The organism is Bradyrhizobium sp. 199, from assembly GCF_023073355.1.
Classification (GTDB): domain Bacteria; phylum Pseudomonadota; class Alphaproteobacteria; order Rhizobiales; family Xanthobacteraceae; genus Bradyrhizobium.
The window spans coordinates 1,457,995-1,473,574 of record NZ_JADPJI010000002.1 but is presented as its reverse complement, the minus strand read 5'-3'; the positions used below and the strand labels follow the sequence as shown (position 1 = coordinate 1,473,574).

Annotated in this window: 11 protein-coding genes and 2 pseudogenes; 5 read left to right on the top strand and 8 right to left on the bottom strand. The window is 61.5% G+C overall.

All coding sequences use genetic code 11. The features are described from left to right. Positions 1-13 precede the first annotated feature (13 nt). Genes IVB28_RS06980 through IVB28_RS06970 form a run of 3 tightly spaced genes read left to right on the top strand, consistent with a single transcriptional unit; the run spans position 14 to position 3,086 of the window. Complete coding sequence (locus tag IVB28_RS06980; RefSeq protein WP_247525283.1) at positions 14-862, top strand: MBL fold metallo-hydrolase; 849 nt, start codon at positions 14-16, stop codon at positions 860-862. 19 nt (positions 863-881) lie between these two features. Beyond that, positions 882-2,456: an isochorismatase family protein gene (locus IVB28_RS06975; RefSeq protein ID WP_247525282.1), complete on the top strand. Its 1,575-nt coding sequence runs from the start codon at positions 882-884 to the stop codon at positions 2,454-2,456. A 3-nt stretch (positions 2,457-2,459) separates the two neighbouring features. Next, positions 2,460-3,086 (top strand): NAD(P)H-dependent oxidoreductase, encoded by a 627-nt coding sequence (locus IVB28_RS06970; RefSeq protein WP_247525364.1) that lies wholly within the window; start codon positions 2,460-2,462, stop codon positions 3,084-3,086. Between the two features lie 144 nt (positions 3,087-3,230). On the opposite strand, the gene IVB28_RS06965 is transcribed toward IVB28_RS06970, so the two are convergent. Further along, on the bottom strand, positions 3,231-3,368 hold the full coding sequence (locus tag IVB28_RS06965) for a hypothetical protein (protein WP_247525281.1): 138 nt from the start codon (positions 3,366-3,368) through the stop codon (positions 3,231-3,233). A 211-nt stretch (positions 3,369-3,579) separates the two neighbouring features. Between IVB28_RS06965 and IVB28_RS06960 the strand changes: the two genes are divergently transcribed. Further along, entirely contained in the window at positions 3,580-4,092 is a 513-nt protein-coding gene (locus IVB28_RS06960; protein ID WP_247525280.1) for a helix-turn-helix domain-containing protein, read from the top strand. A gap of 46 nt (positions 4,093-4,138) precedes the next feature. Here the strand turns inward: IVB28_RS06960 and IVB28_RS06955 are convergent. The 7 genes and pseudogenes from IVB28_RS06955 to IVB28_RS06920 form a co-directional block, all read right to left on the bottom strand. Next, positions 4,139-4,488 (bottom strand): annotated as a pseudogene (locus IVB28_RS06955) (LysR family transcriptional regulator); the annotation flags it as partial. Positions 4,489-4,759: 271 nt separating this feature from the next. Continuing rightward, the gene (locus IVB28_RS06950; protein ID WP_247525279.1) at positions 4,760-7,861 is read right to left on the bottom strand and encodes an EAL domain-containing protein; all 3,102 of its coding nucleotides are present in this window, start codon (positions 7,859-7,861) and stop codon (positions 4,760-4,762) included. A 578-nt stretch (positions 7,862-8,439) separates the two neighbouring features. Beyond that, on the bottom strand, positions 8,440-9,363 hold the full coding sequence (locus tag IVB28_RS06945; RefSeq protein WP_247525278.1) for a hypothetical protein: 924 nt from the start codon (positions 9,361-9,363) through the stop codon (positions 8,440-8,442). A 720-nt stretch (positions 9,364-10,083) separates the two neighbouring features. Beyond that, a pseudogene (locus IVB28_RS06940) lies at positions 10,084-10,179 on the bottom strand (indole-3-glycerol-phosphate synthase TrpC); the annotation flags it as partial. A gap of 175 nt (positions 10,180-10,354) precedes the next feature. Further along, positions 10,355-10,537: a helix-turn-helix domain-containing protein gene (locus tag IVB28_RS06930; protein ID WP_346730716.1), complete on the bottom strand. Its 183-nt coding sequence runs from the start codon at positions 10,535-10,537 to the stop codon at positions 10,355-10,357. A gap of 16 nt (positions 10,538-10,553) precedes the next feature. Continuing rightward, on the bottom strand, positions 10,554-13,664 hold the full coding sequence (locus IVB28_RS06925; RefSeq protein WP_247525277.1) for an efflux RND transporter permease subunit: 3,111 nt from the start codon (positions 13,662-13,664) through the stop codon (positions 10,554-10,556). Next, entirely contained in the window at positions 13,664-14,767 is a 1,104-nt protein-coding gene (locus IVB28_RS06920) for an efflux RND transporter periplasmic adaptor subunit (protein ID WP_247525276.1), read from the bottom strand. The genes IVB28_RS06925 and IVB28_RS06920 overlap by 1 nt, the downstream gene beginning before the upstream one ends. Before the next feature lie 233 nt (positions 14,768-15,000). Here IVB28_RS06920 and IVB28_RS06915 point away from each other — a divergent pair, with 233 nt between their 5' ends. Then, positions 15,001-15,579 carry a TetR/AcrR family transcriptional regulator gene (locus tag IVB28_RS06915; protein ID WP_247525363.1) on the top strand — a complete coding sequence of 193 codons (579 nt, stop codon included), beginning with the start codon at positions 15,001-15,003 and terminating at the stop codon, positions 15,577-15,579. The last annotated feature ends 1 nt before the right edge of the window (position 15,580 follow it).

Sequence of the window (15,580 nt, the reverse complement as noted above, 5' to 3'; positions counted from 1 at the left end):
AGGAGGGCAACGAATGGCGCTGGAGATCAAGATCCTGGACTACGGCGATATCGAACTGGAATCGAGCTTTCTGGTTCTCGGCCGCGACTGCGGCCGCACCCGCCGCGTCCTCACCCTCGGCTTCCTGATCCTCGGGGGGAAGTATCCGGTCGTGGTCGACACCGGCTACCGCTCCAACCAGATCATGGAGACGCTGGGCATGCGCGGGATGCAGTACCACGAGAACATGATCGAGAACCAGCTCGCGCGCCACGGCGTGCGTATGGGCGACGTCCGCTTCGTCTGCCACACCCATCTGCACATCGACCATGCCGGCAAGGACGATCTGTTCCCGATGAACACGACCGTCGTGCTCAACCGCAAGGAGCTCGAATATTCGGTCTCCGGCCTGATGCATCCGCAATATCCGGCACCCGACATCAAGCACCTGATCGACCGGCTGCACACCAAGAGCGCGCTGCGCTTTCTTGACCTCGAGATCACCGGTCCGATCGAGCTGATGCCCGGCGTCTATTGCGACGCTGCCAATGCACATACGGAGGGCTCGATGAACATCATCGTCGAGACGTCCGACGGCATTGCGACGATCTGCGGCGACGTGATTTACGACTTCAACGACCAGATCGTGACGCCCTTCAACGAAATCCACGATTGGGAGCCGCGCACCACAGGCAATCACGGCACCAGCAAGCGGGCGGAGAAGGCCTCGATCAAGAAGCTCCTCAGCAATTCGCGCTATTTGCTGCCGGTGCACGACCGTCCCGCCAAGATCGAAGGCGGCAACGTCGTCGGGCGCCTGCACGATCAGGTCCCCGGCCCGATCGTGCAATCGCTGCCCACACGCAACTGGTTTCCGGCTTAACGTGACCTGAGGATCGACAATGACCCACGTCACCTTGCGAAGCGAGTTCGAGATCCTGATCGACCCCTATGCGCCGGTCGCGCAAGTCGGCACCGGCTTCGACTTCACGGAGGGGCCGATCTGGCATCCGGTCGATCATTATCTGCTGTTCTCGGACATGCCCGGCGACGTGCGCCGGCGCTGGGATGCGCGGCGCGGTGTCGTGGAGGTCAAGCGCCCCTCCAACAAATGCAACGGCATGACCTATGATGCCGAGCTCAATCTCATCGTCTGCGAGCACGCGACCTCGCAGCTGATCCGCGAGCGGCCGGATGGCCGGCGCGAGGTGCTGGCTTCGCATTTTAGGGGACAGGAGCTGAACAGCCCGAACGATGTCTGCGTGCACTCCTCCGGCGCCATCTATTTCTCGGACCCCTGGTACGGCCGCATGCCGGTCTATGGCGTCGAGCGGCCGCGCCAGCTCGGCTTTCAGGGCGTCTATCGCGTCGTGCCCGGTGGCGAACCGAAGCTCGTGGTCGAGCGCAATCTGTTCGACCAGCCGAACGGGCTGTGCTTCTCGCCGGACGAGAAGCTGCTCTACGTCAACGACACCGTGCAGGCGCTGATCCGCGTCTTCGACGTCGATGGCGACGGTTCGTTGTCGAATGCGCGGGTGTTCGCAAGCGCCATCCGCTCCGAGTTGGAGCCCGGCTTGCCCGACGGCATGAAGTGCGATCAGCACGGCAATATCTGGGTCACCGCGCCCGGCGGCGTCTGGGTCTATTCGCCGCGCGGCGAGCTGCTCGGCAAAGTCCGCGTGCCCGAGCTCGTCGCCAACCTCGCCTGGGGCGCACCTGATTTTCGCACGCTGTACCTGACTTCAACCCATTCGGTCTACGCGATCCCAACCAAGGTCGGCCCGCGGCACGAGCCCTACATGAGCGGCCGGCGAAGCGGCGGCGACGCGACGGCAAGCGCGGCGCCGGGGGCGCCAATCTTGACCGACGGCGAGATGCGGCTCGATCCGCAGCGCTGCGCCATGATCATCCAGGACCTGCAGAACGACGTCATCATGGATGGCGGTGCCTTCGCCGACTCCGGCGCGCCCGGCCACGCAAAGCAACAGCACGTCATCGAGAATGTCCGGCGCCTGGCGGAGACCGCGCGCGCCCGCGGTGTCGCGATCATCCATGTCTGGTTCGTCGTCGAGCCCGGCGCGCCCGGCGTCACACTGAATGCGCCGTTGTTCGAGGGCCTCGTCGACAGCAAGGCGATGGTGCGCGGAAGCTGGGGCGCGGCGCCCGTCTCCGGCCTCGAACCACGGCCCGGCGACTTCGTCGTCGAGAAGATGCGCATGAGCGCCTGGGAAGGCACGCGGCTCGAGACGATTCTGAAGGCGACCGGGCGCGACATGATCATCAACACCGGCGCCTGGACCAACATGTCGGTCGAGCACACCGCCCGCACCGGCGCAGACAAGGGCTACTTCATGATCGTTCCCGAGGATTGCTGCTCGACCATGAATGCCGACTGGCACAACGCGTCAATTAATTTCGCCATGCAGAACGTCGCGATCGTCACTCGGGCGGACGCCGTCATCAGGGCGTTGGGATGAACGCTGGTGAAGCTCCTCCACCTGTCTTGCTCGCCCCGCGCCGACTCGGTCTCGAGTGCCGGCGCGCGCGTCTTTCTCGACAGCTTTGGCCGGGCCCGGCCGGACTGGGATCTCGATATCATGGACATCTGGCGGGAGCGGATGCCGGAATTTGCGGGTCCCATCGTCGAGGCGAAATATGCGCGGATGAACGCGCAAGCGTTTAGCGACCCGCAGCGCGAGAGCTTTGCCGAGGCCGAGCGCATGGCGCTGCGCCTGTCGCTTGCCGATCGCGTGCTGATCTCGACGCCGATGTGGAACTTCGGCATTCCCTACAAGCTCAAGCACTGGTTCGACATCATCGTGCAGCCCGGGCTGACTTTCCGGTTCGACCCGTCACAGGGTTATCTCCCCCTGCTCAAGGACCGGCCGACGCTGGTAATCCTCGCCAGCGGCAGCGACTTTACCACCGGCATGAACCGCGGCCGCATCGACATGGCAACGCCGTACCTGCGGGACATCCTGCGCTTCATCGGGATCGACAACGTCCGGTTCGTGCCGATCGGGCCAACCACCGGGCCGCAACAGCCGATCGAGGCTGCGCGGGAAAGGGCGCTTCGACGTCTGGCTGCAATGGCCGCGACTTTCTGAAACATCCCGGCGTCGCTTGATCGCGTTAGGGAGGCCCGATTTGAATCCTCGACGGTTGATGGGGCCTGTCGTCGATGCTGCCGCAGTTCAGCGTCACCGTTCAAGGTGCGTCAGCAGCGAGATCGATCTCAGGCCACGCCAGTCTCACGAATGTTTCGCGCTGACGCTGCCGAATGGTCCGAAGTCGCCAACAAAGGTCTCACCTGCCTTCGGCCGCAACATGCCTGTCAGCGTGCCCGTGCTGACCATCTGTCCTGCCTTCAGGCCGATACCCTTGCGCATTGCCGATGGTCGTCCGGGCGGTGGAAATTACTGCTTCAAGCAGTACCTTATAGTTCTAAAATAGAACTGTAAGATACGCCTGTAGTCCACTGATTTTCCCCGCCTCGATGGGGATTGTTTGGAATTTAGTACCTATCTAGAATGCAAGGGACCGCACTGGCCTCTGCGAAGATTCGGATCGAGCCCAGGCCGGCACGAGTGGAGTGTGTGGATGAAGTGGAAAGAACTCGAGGAAGAGCCGTGTTCGATGGCCCGAACCATCGGCGTGATCGGCGATCGCTGGACGCTTCTGATCCTGCGCGAATGCTTCCTGCGCACGCGCCGCTTCGAGGGATTTCAGTCGGCGCTGGGAATCACGCGGCACTTGCTCGCCGAGCGGCTGAAGAAACTGGTTCGGCAGGGCATCCTGCGCCGCATTCCCTATCAGGAATCGCCTAAGCGCCACGAATATATCCTGACCCAGAAGGGCATCGACCTCTATCCGATCATGATGGCGATCGTGCATTGGGGAGATACTCATATGGTCGACGAGCGCGGCCGCCCCTTGCTGCACCAGCACCGCAAATGCGGAAAGGACTTCGATCCGGTCATGGTGTGCTCCGAATGCGGCGAGCCGCTGTCGGCCAAGGAAGTTCATACCCACCCGGGGCCGGGTGCCCGCAGCCTCCCGGAGAAAAGCGCGCCGGAGACCAGGAAGGCAAAGGCGCGCTCACGCGCCGCTTGAGACGGCAGCGCGCGGCATGCCTGCCGCGACGCTGAATTCGCTCCTATCGCGCGACGAACCCAGGCGCCAGCGTCACCGCTGGATTCTCATGGATGGCAACGAAGGTGCGCTGACTCTGGACCGGGTCAAATACGGCCGGCCCCTCGACCATGCGACGGAGCTTGCCGAGCACGTCCGCCAGCTCCGCCTGCAGCTCCACCGCTCTCGTCGTTGGCACGACGCCGCGGTCCGCGGCGGCGGGCACGAACAAGGGATCAGCAAGACCTGCCGCAACCGGTTCAGCCGAGCCGATAGCGCCGGCTGCCCTATGTTCAGGCGCGACGCCGCGCGCGTGACGTTCCGCTCACGCAGCAGCGCCTCCAGGTCGAGCAAAAGGCCGAGATCAATCTCGGCAATGTCGGTATTACCGGCCAGCGCCGATCGCCGGCACAACTACCGTAGCCGAGAATATTCGCCAGGCCATGGAGAGGCAGCAGTTTGTTTCAAGAGCGGGCCGGCAAACGATCGGCGGCCTCACGGTATCGCTCGGGCTCGCCTGCTATGAGCCCGGGGAACCGTTGCTGGATTGGATAGGCAGGGCCGACAGTGCCCCGTATGAAGCCAAGCATGACGGCCGGTCAGAGCGGCCGAATGGATCACGCGCAATACCCCCCGCGATCAGCGAAGTTCATGACGTTCGGGACGCAGTTCGCGCGAGCGACTTCTTGCCTTCGTTCAAAGCAGAAACGGCCTGGAAGCGACTTGGGCGTCCGATCAAATATCCCTGCACCTCATCACATCCCTCGTGCAGTAGGAGCAACCTCTGAGCTTCGGTTTCGATGCCCTCCGCCAGAATGGGTACGCCGAGGCCGTGAGCAAGTGCGATGATCGCGCGAACAATCGCCAAGGCGCGCTCGCTGCCTCCGAGTGAAGCGACGAATGACCGGTCCAGCTTGATTCTGTCCAGAGGAAATGCCTCGAGGTATGACAGCGAAGAATAGCCGGTTCCAAAGTCGTCCAGTGCGATCAGGACTCCGAGAGCCTTGAGCGACTGCATCGCCTTCTTGGCGCGCGCGATATCCTCGATCAGGACGCCTTCAGTAATTTCAAGCTCAAGGCGCGAGGCCGCCAATCCGCTTTCCTGCAATGCATTGTGAACCTGCGTGTCGAGGTTTTCCCGCCGAAACTGCGCAGCCGAGACGTTGACGGCAATCCGGAGAGGCTGCTCCCAAGATGCCGCTTCCCTGCAGGCCTCCATCAGCACCCAGTCGTCGATCTGAGAGATGGAGCCGCTCCGCTCCGCGATCGGTATGAACTCTCCGGGTGGAACGATCCCGCGGATGGGATGCTTCCAGCGAACGAGCGCCTCGTACCCAATGATGTCCCCATCCCGGTGCTGTTGCGGCTGGTACTCCAGGAACAGTTCCCTCCGCTCCACGGCGAAGCGGAGATCGTGCTCAAGGGCTCGGCGGTCCCGGAGCTGCTGGTCCATGGCGCTGGTGAACAGGCGGATCGCGCCCCTGCCATCGTGCTTGGCCCGATAGAGGGCGGCATCGGCATTCGCCAGCAACGAGACTGCATTGTCGGCGTCTCTAGGGAATAATGCCACCCCCACGCAAAGATCGACCTTGAGGGAATGAGCCCCAACTTCGATCGGGCGCTCCAGTGTGGCCCGCATCCTGGTGGCCAGCAGTTCTGCCGTTGCGGACAGGGGAACTTCATCGGTGATCCCGATGAACTCGTCGCCACCAACTCGAGCCACATAAGAACCCTGGGCCGCGTCCTGCAGTCGTCGGCAGACTTCCCGCAGCACGGCGTCTCCGATTGCGTGGCCAAAGAGGTCGTTGATCTCCTTGAAATGATCGAGATCGATGCAGAGAACGGCGAAGCCGGAGCCGGTGATCTCTGCTCGGTCGACGGCGGCCGCAAGGTGCCGATCCAGAGCGCTCCTATTGGGTAGGTCGGTGAGCGCATCATGGGACGCCAGATAGGTGATCTTCTCTTGGTTTCGATTACGATCCGTCACGTCGAATGCGACGCTGACATGCGCGGCGTGGCCCTCGTAAACGAGCGGTCGGGTCTCGATTGCCACCTGAATAACGTCGCCGCACGCTGTCCTATGCAGTTCAAAATCGGATCTGGCGCCGCCATTCCAAGAGTTGCACTCGAATTGAAGCTCCGTCATGGCGAGGAGTTCCTCGCGGCCATATCCGTAGTGGCTACACATCGCGGCATTCACCGCGAGCACTTGCCGTGTTTTCGCATCCGCTACCCACATCGGTAGCGGATTTTCTTCGAAGAGAAGCCTGAAGGACGCCTCGCGCCGCTTCAGGTCGGTGATGTCGATCCTGACGCCGATGCTGCCGCCATCTGCCGTGCGTCTCTCCTCGACGCGTACCCACCGATCGCCGGCCAGATGCTGCTCGTGAGAGTAGTGCGGCAAGGCGTGGCGGGCCAAGCGCTCAACAAGCCAGGCCTCCTCCCGTCCGCGCGCCTCCGGGTACTGCCCCCGCAACAATCCAGCCCGCAGGATACTTTCGAACCGGACTCCGGTCGCGAGTGCCTCCTGGCTGACGGCGTAAAACTCCGCGTACTGCTGGTTCCAAAGAACCAGTCGATCGTCCTTGTCAAAAACCGCGAGACCTTCAGGGACGACGTCCAGCGCCTCCGTGAGGTGAGTGTGAGCCGCGCGGGCGGCGGCTTCGGCTTGCTCAGCCGCGGTCTTCGCAGCGGCAAGAGCCATTTCGGTTCGATGAGGCTCCGTGATGTCCTCATGCGTCGCGACCCAGCCTTTGCCCTCCATCGGCCGATGCCGGATGCGCACAATGCGTCCGTTGATTAGCTCGATGGTGGTATCTGATGGCTGGGCTATCACTGCGGCGCTGTTACGCCAGGTCAAATATTCCGGCTTCGACATCTTCGGTGCGCTGCCGGCCGAATACCGAAGATCGACAATGTCGTTCAGCCTCATGCCGGGTCGGACGACTTCTGGATCGAGATCGTATATCTCCAGATATTGCCGATTGCAGACGATCAGGCGCTGATCCTCGTCGAAAAAGCAGAGACCTTGCGACATGTTATTTAGCGCGGTATCGAACCGTTCGGCAAAGGCGATGGCGGCCTTCTCTGCCGTCCGTGCGCGCCCGCCTTCTTCGGTTAGCTTAGCGTGGGTTTGGACCAGTTGGACGAAAGATCGAAAGTTGGTGTTGATCATGCGGCCGAGCAGCACGAGCAGCAGCAGCAGATTGATGCCCAGCGAGATCATCATACCGTCGCCGGAAAGAAGGAGTACGGTCGCGATCGGTGCGCCGGCGATGAGCATTGTCAGCCGCGAGGCCGGCGGGAAGCTGCCCAGGCAGTAGGCGGCGCCCACGCACCCCATGAAGACGAGCAATGCTACTGGCGCACGTAAATTGGGCTCGACAGCCCCGAACAGCGCCAAGATCCAGAACACAAAACCTGCGTTGATCACGACCGCCACAAGACGGGTCCTGGCAAGCTGACGGTGCGCCTCTTCGGGCGAGAAATCGTCGCGTTTCAGGCGGATCCACTGGATCAACCGGACGAAACAAGCGGCCAGAAGAGCGGCCGGCAAGGCAAACCTCAGCCATGCCGACACGGTGGGCGGGAGAACCAAACCTACGCTGATGCTATCTATCAGCAATGCCGCGTAGAGAACCGGCACCTGTTTCCGCAGCACACGGAATTGTTCGACGACCAGAGCACGGCCCAGCGGATCGGCAATGTCGCCGACCAAAAATGCGTCACCAATTCGCGCAAATACGCCCATCCAGACATCCCCAGTCCATCGACAAGCTAGGGCAAACTGCCGAAGGACGCGTAAAGGGGCTTGGTGTCTTCCGGCTTAATGGCCGCTAAGGCTAGGAGGCTCTTCTGCTTATTGGTGGCGCCGCTCGTAAAGTCGCCGGATTCCCGGGCGCGCGGCAGGGTCGGTTGCCTATCGTGCCGACCAATTTACCATGGTGGGCTCGCGAAAGTCTCAGCCTGCGACCGTGCCAGTCGGGCAGAGTCACTGCCTAGCGGCCTCTTTGGGATCTTGTAACCTCGTCCTCCATTCGATAGCCCTCCTTGCTCTTCCAGGTCACTACCTTTTTCTCACATGCTCCCCTGGCAAACGCGTCAGGATGAATTTTGTCACTTGTACGATAGGCGCTTGCTGTTTCTGGCCATGTTGCCCCATCGCCCGAGGTAATGACGTAGTCCTTGCCAGGGGCATTCTTCAGGCTCGCAAGCGCTTCCTCGAAGGTTGCGAATGGTCCGGCGTAGCCCCTTATTGCATCGCGAGACGAGCCTTAACGCGAAAGGGCAAAGGGTTCAAAATGTTCCCCTGACTCGAGCTCACAAGTCTCAAGAAGAAATTCCAAGTAGTCGCGCAAAAGGAGAAGATTGAGGCTGCTCCCTTTCGTGCTCGCGCTCGGTTATGCTGATGAGGATAAACTGATTGATAAGTTCAATTGCTACTTTGAATTCCTCTTTGGGCGGCGCCAGATACTCGACTGTCGTTGTTTGCTCCTGTGAGGAGGTTTTGGCGATGCTCCATTTCAGGTCATCCCTGATGTAACGAAGGAGCTCCCCGACCGTATGTAAGATTCGATTTGGAGGAAGCTGAAGTATGCTTCTCGCCTTCGGATTGAGCGTTAGTATTCGAGCATCATCGGTCTTCTGGCGGCCGTCCATGATGGGAACCGCTGCAAGAATGCCTATCAGCGATCTCTCGAACAGAATCTGCAAAACGTCTACCTTGTCGCTCAGCGTCGCCAGGTAACTCAGCGCGAAAACAGGCTTGCTGCGCTCCTCAGCGGAAACGGGAAGAATGAGGCATTCCCAGTACGTGTGCTTCTGCGAAAGAGACGAGATATAGCGTGCATAGATAGGCTGCTGCGCGCCAAGACTTTCGTCATAGAGTTCACGAAGGCTATTTGCCGTCGCAAACTTGAGTTCTGAGGTCAAGCAACCGCGCAGGTCGCGTCCTACGCTGGCGATATAAGCCTCGCTCTGGCTTACGATCAGGTATTCGTTACCCGCTTTCATGGCCAGCAGGGTTTGGTCCAGGCTACTTGCGGCGGAAAACATGTCACGAAGTCGTGGCTGGCGGCTGACACGATGAAACAGCCAGCTTCGGTGAGCAGCATCAAGCGATCTGGAATGTATCTGATCCGTGATCTGCTTGCCTCTCCACGTCTGGATCGGAGCGCGACTATTTGGCGCCTCTGCAGCCGCCGCTTCAACGACGGTAGATACAGGTTCTCGAGACCTTGCAACGTCTGACATCTCTGCCCCTAGATACTACGTAGAGCTCGAGGGAGCGGCTTAGCGAACGGCACTTCAAGTCATCTCCATCTTTGGCGGACCCATGAGAGCGCCGAGGTGTCTGACAGGGCCAGCCGCAACAGGCGCGGATCTGACGGCTAAGCTATTGCAGTCGTAATCGTCGCGCAGATGCGGGTTGAATTCAAAAATCGAAAAGCAAGGAGGCTAAAGTCAGCCGGCACCGCCGGGCGATACGATGAGGTAGCATCCAAAAGCCCGTATCCATAGTCCACGTAGGCTAAGATGACCGGATTAGCTTTGCCGATAAGGTAATCAACTTTTGATCTCGCAATTCGCTGAATCCAGAAATTTCCATATTGGTATATAATGTAAGGAATGAGTACGAACGGGGCGTCAAAGCCGTTGGCAACATATCCTTAATGTCGTGTTCGGTTTACCCGGTTTAAGCCGGTGGCGAGCCCGTTGGAGAATATGTGAGCCTTGCTCGACCGATTGTCTTTCTACCTCAAAGTGTCACCGCCTAACCCGCAATATTGAGGCGCGGCGCCGATTCACGACAGGCCAGAGTGGCCAGTTGCGCGGGGTCGTCGTCGCTCGCGGCCTGGAGGCAATCCGGCCGACTGCCTTTCGGCGGAGCACCGCGACGACCCGGCAACTGGGTGCGCGTCGGCAGCGCTGCTGCCAGAAGATGAAGTCCTTTCACATCGCCGGCAGGCCTCACGCGGCCCTCGCCACCGTGAGATGTCCGGGCGCACCCTTGAAGCACGGTGCGTCGGTCAGTACGGATAGACAGGCAGCGCCGCCCCTCTCATAGGCCGGCAAGCTCGTCTGGTTCGAAGTCTTCGCGAATAATGCCCCGCTCAGCGGGAAGCTGTCCGCAACTATCTCAATGGCGGCCAGTCGTCGCTTGTAGAAGCATTCACCGAGGTGGAAAGCGGTACGCGAGATGACGACCGCCGCAGCTCGCAAAGGCTCTACAGACTTGCCGCGCCTAGGGTGCCAAGCTCGACGGAAAGAAGCGGTAGATATTTGCCGGGCTGATGCCGAACTCGGCGGCGATGTCGGCCACGGACGTCCTGTGGTGACCGACACGCCGAAAGCGCTCTTCCGCCGCTCCCAGGATCCGGGCGCGGGCATGGTCGGACTCTCTTCCCGTTCGGACCGGACGATCCATGGGGGGCAGCAGAGCCTTATCCGGCAGCCAATGCTGGCTGCAGTTCCGGCTTCTCGGGCGAAACCTCATGCATATGATCTGCGGTCGGCTTGATCCGAAACCAGGCGGCATAAAGCGCAGGGAGGAACAGCAGAATCAGAACCGTTCCGACCGCGGTGCCGCCGATCAGCGTGTAGGCCATCGATCCCCAGAAAACGGAATGCGTGAGGGGGATGAAGGCGAGCACGGCAGCAAGCGCAGTCAGGATCACGGGCCTCGTGCGTTGCACCGTGGCCTCGATGACGGCGTGATATTCATCGAGGCCGGCGGCAAGGTTCTCCTTGATTTGGTCGGTCAAGATAAGCGTATTGCGCATCAGGATGCCCGCCAGGCCTATCAGGCCGAGAATGGCGTTGAATCCGAAGGGCTGGTGAAAGATCAGCAACATCGGCACGACCCCGGCGAGGCCAAGTGGTCCGGTCAGCACGACCATGGCCATCATCGAGAACGATCGCACCTGCAGCATGATGACGATCAGCATTGCGGCAATCATGACTGGAAAGATTGTCGCCAACGCGTCGTTGGCTTTGGTTGCTTCCTCGATCGATCCGCCCAACTCGATGCGATAACCGGCCGGAAGGGATGCGATCAGCGGCTGAAGGGCCGTCTTGATATCCTTGGAGACCTCCGGAGGCTGAGTCGCCTCATTGATGTCCGACCTGATCATGACGACGGGGGTGCGATCGCGACGCTTCATGATTGGTTCTTCAAGCTGGACTTCCGAATGGCCGACCTGGTCCAGCGGAACGGCACGGCCGTCTCGGCTCATCAATGAGAAATCCGCCAGTCGCGTCGGATCCAGCCGCTCGCCGCCGGCGCTGCGTGCCACGATGGGGACATTGCGAATGTCCTCGCGGACCTGTGTCACGGCGATGCCAGTGAGAAGGAACTGGAGTTGCCGGCCCACCTCCGCGGGGGAAAGGCCGATGAGGTTCAGTCGATCCTGATCCGGGATGAAGCAGAGCACCGGCGTCCGATCACCCCAATCGCGGTTCGCCTGGCGCACATCAGGAACGCCACGCATGATACCGAGCGCCTTTTCAGAAATCGCGTATAGTTGCGCGGGGTCAGGCCCCATGATCCGAAACTCGACTGGGAATGGCGTATAGGGTCCGAACACAAGCTGCGTGACGCGCACATTCGCCTCGGGTACAAGCCCATCCGACACCGCCTGTCGGAGCCGATGCTTCAAGACCTCGCGGGCTTCCGCGTCCGGTGTCAGCACGACGATCTTTGCGAAGGCCGGATCGGGCAGCTCCGGCGCCATCGCGAAGAAGAAGCGCGGCGCACCCTGACCGACATAGCTCGTGACGATCTTGGCCTCCGACTGGCCTTCCAGCCAGCGCTCAAGCTTTGCGACGGTGGCGGTCGTCGTGCCGATGCTGGTGCCTTCCGGCAGACGAACTTCCACCAGAACTTCGGGGCGGTCGGACGTCGGGAAGAACTGCTGTTTGAGGCCTCCCATGCCCGCGACGGAAAGCGCAAAAGCGACGGCGACGATGCCGCAGGTCACGAACTTGTGGCGCACGACGAAGGTAATGAGCGCGCGCAAGCGCCGATAGTTGGGCGTACCGTAAATCGCGTGGTGACCGCCTTCGATCGGTTTGATCGTGGGCAGCATCTTGACGCCGAGATAGGGCGTGAAGACCACCGCGACGATCCAGGAGACGATCAGAGCGAACCCCACGACCCAGAAAATGTTGCCGGCGTATTCTCCGGCCGTCGAGCGGGCGAAGCCCACCGGCAGGAAGCCTGCGATCGTCACGAGTGTTCCCGACAGCATCGGTGCCGCAGTGTGGCTCCACGCATAGGCTGCCGCCGAGATGCGGTCCATGCCCTCTTCCATTTTCACCACCATCACCTCGATCGCGATGATGGCGTCGTCCACGAGAAGGCCCAGCGCCAGGATGAGGGCGCCGAGCGTGATGCGATCGAAGAAGCGCCCGGTCTCGAGCATGATGAGGAACACGACGGCAAGCGTCAAAGGAACGGCAGCCGCAACGACGATCCCGACGCGCCAGCCGAGGCTGAGCAGGCTGACCAGGAGCACCACGCCGAGCGCCATCGCAAACTTCATCATGAATTCGTTCACCGATGAGGAGATGTTGACGGCCTGGTCGCTGACCTTGGCCAACGTCATCCCGAGTGGCAGCGGCCGGGAGATCGTTGCGGACCTCTCCTCCAGCTCCTTGCCGAGCGCGAGACCATTCCAGCCCTCCTGCATGACCGCCGCGAGCATGATGGTGGGCTCGCCCTGGTGCCGGATGAGGTAGGTGGGAGGATCCTCGTAACCGCGACGGACTTCGGCGATGTCGGAAAGCTTCAGCGTTCGCCCGGCTGCGACGATCGGAGTGTCGGCGATCGCGTGGACGCTGTCATAGGCGCCCTCGACCCGGATGAACACCTGCGGCCCCTTGGTGTCGATCGAGCCTGCCGCCGTAACGGTGTTCTGCCGCTGCAAAGCTGCGACGATATCCTGCGCCGACACGCCGAGGGTCGCCAGCTTGGGATAGGAGAACTCGACAAATATCTGCTCGGGGCGTTCACCGAGGATGTTGATCTTCTTGACGCCGGGCACGTGCAGGAGATCCTGGCGAATGGTCTCTGCTTGCCTGGCGAGCTCCCGCATCGGCATGCCCTTGGCCTTGAGGGCATAAAGGGCGAAGCTGACGTCCGAATATTCGTCATTGATGAAGGGGCCGAGCACACCGGAGGGCAGCTTGCGCGCTTCATCGCCCAGCTTCTTGCGGGCCTGGTAGAATTCCTCCTGCACGCTCGATGGCGGTGTATTGTCCTTCAGCGTCACGGTCATGTAGGCATAACCCGGCCGTGTGGTCGTCTCCACCCGGTCGTACCATGTCAGCTCCTGAATCCGCTTCTCCAGGGGTTCGGCGACCTGGTCTTGCATCTCGCGTGCGGTGGCACCCGGCCACACGGTCGTGACCGTCAGAGTCTTGATGGTGAAGGAGGGATCCTCGGCGCGTCCGAGCATGAGGAAGGCGTAGGCGCCCGCGGCTGCCAGCAAAAGCAAGAAGAAGAGCGTTGCGGCCCGTTCACGGACCGCGATCGCGGAAAGATTGAAGCTCATCAGTTGCTCCTGCCTTGAGAGGCCGTCCTGACGTGGGCGCCCTCCTGCAGGAGGTGTGCGCCCAGAGAGACAACCCGATCACCGGAGCTCAGCCCGGAGATAACGGCATTTTCGCTGGTCACACGCACAAGCTTGATGGTCTGAAAGCGGACGGTCGAGGTGCCGCCGTCGAACACCCAAACGCCGGTCTTTCTGCCGTCGTCGAGCACCGCACCCAGCGGCACCTGAACTTCCGGCTGGCTCCCCTGGCTTGCAAGCCGAATGGTGATCGTCGCGCCAAGCGGTGCCGCCGCGGCCTCACCGCCGAGCACGTAGCGGGCCTCATAAGTGCGGGTCTGGATATCGGCGGAGTCCGACAACTGCCGCAGATGCGCAGTGAACCGCCCATCGCTCCCATACAGGCTCGCCTCGGCGACCGAGCCGATCGCCGGCCGGATCGTTTCGGGGAGCGCCACCACAGCTTCGCGCGGACCGGACTGCGCCACCCGAACGACCGCTTGGCCGGCGGAGACAACTTGTCCCGGCTCGCCCAGCGTTTGGGTGACCGTTCCATCCGCATCGGCTACCAGGACGGAATAGGTCGCCTGGTTTTCTGCAACCCCGGCGTCGGCTTCCGCCGCGGCAAGCTGCGCTTTGGCTGTATCCGAGGCGGCCTTCGCCTGCTCGTAGCGCTGTTTGGAAGTCCATCCGTCGCTGACCAGGTTGGCGTATCGCCGCTCATCGGCGTCGGTCTGAACGACGACTGCACGCGCAGCGGCGACGGCATTGCGCTTCGCTGCGAGTGCCAGGCGGAGGTCGGTTTCGTCGATCCGCATCAGCGGCTGCCCGGATTTGACCTGCTCACCGACACTCACGAGCCGCTCGATGATCTTACCGGCGACGCGAAAACCGAGATTGCTTTCCACCCTCGCGCCGATGGTGCCGGTGAAGCCGCGGTCGGATCCGCTGACCGGCGCGGCCATCACGAGACGGACCATTGGGGGCTCTTGCCTGGGATCACCGACCGCAGAGGCTTCTCGGGGCGGGATCCCAAGGGCAACGAAAGTCGCCACCCCTGCCGGGATCAAAATACCGGCCAAAACCACAAAACCCCGCATCTTCATGCCAGTCTCCCGAATTTAGATTTCATACGAACTCTATATCCGGATTAGATTTCGAACGCAATCTAAAAACGACGAGGAGCGAGCAAATTGTGATTCCGGCCCTCCGGGGACGAAAGAGGGCCGGCTGAGGGCTTCCCACCAAGGAGAGTTTGGCATTGGGCCTCTTGATAGATTGCGTTCGGCTTCTATTTGTCCTAATAGAGTTTGACTGAAATCTAAATTTGGAGGTGCCGATGCGAGTCAGTCGCGTTCAGGCCGCGGAGAACCGCAAGACCGTGATCGATGTGGCAAGTCGCCTGTTCAGGGAGCGCGGCTTTGATGGCATCGGGCTCAAGGACCTGATGGAGGGGGCCGGGCTAACCCAAGGCGCTTTCTACAAGCAATTCGCGTCAAAAGAGGACCTGGCCGTCGAGGCGTCAAGGCGCGCGTTGGAAACCGCGTCCGGCCGATGGTCGGATGCGGCCGCGCAGAATCCCGATGATCCGCTCAGTGCGGTGATCGGGTTTTACCTCAGCGGCGACCATCGCGGAGAAAAGATGGACGGCTGCCCGATCGTGGCGCTCGGCGCAGATGCCGCCCGTCAGGGCCCCGACGTGAAGGCGGAGTTCGAAGCGGGAATCAAGGCGCATCTCGATGTGCTCGTCCGCTTCATCGGCGGGACCGGCGACGAGGCCTCCCGCGGCAAGGCCATGGCCATTCTCGCGACGATGGTCGGCGCGGTGACGCTCTCGCGCGTCGTCAACGACCCCGATCTGGCTCAGGCGCTTTTGGATGCCGCAGCCGAACAGGTTCGCGGCGCCGCCGCAGCCTGAA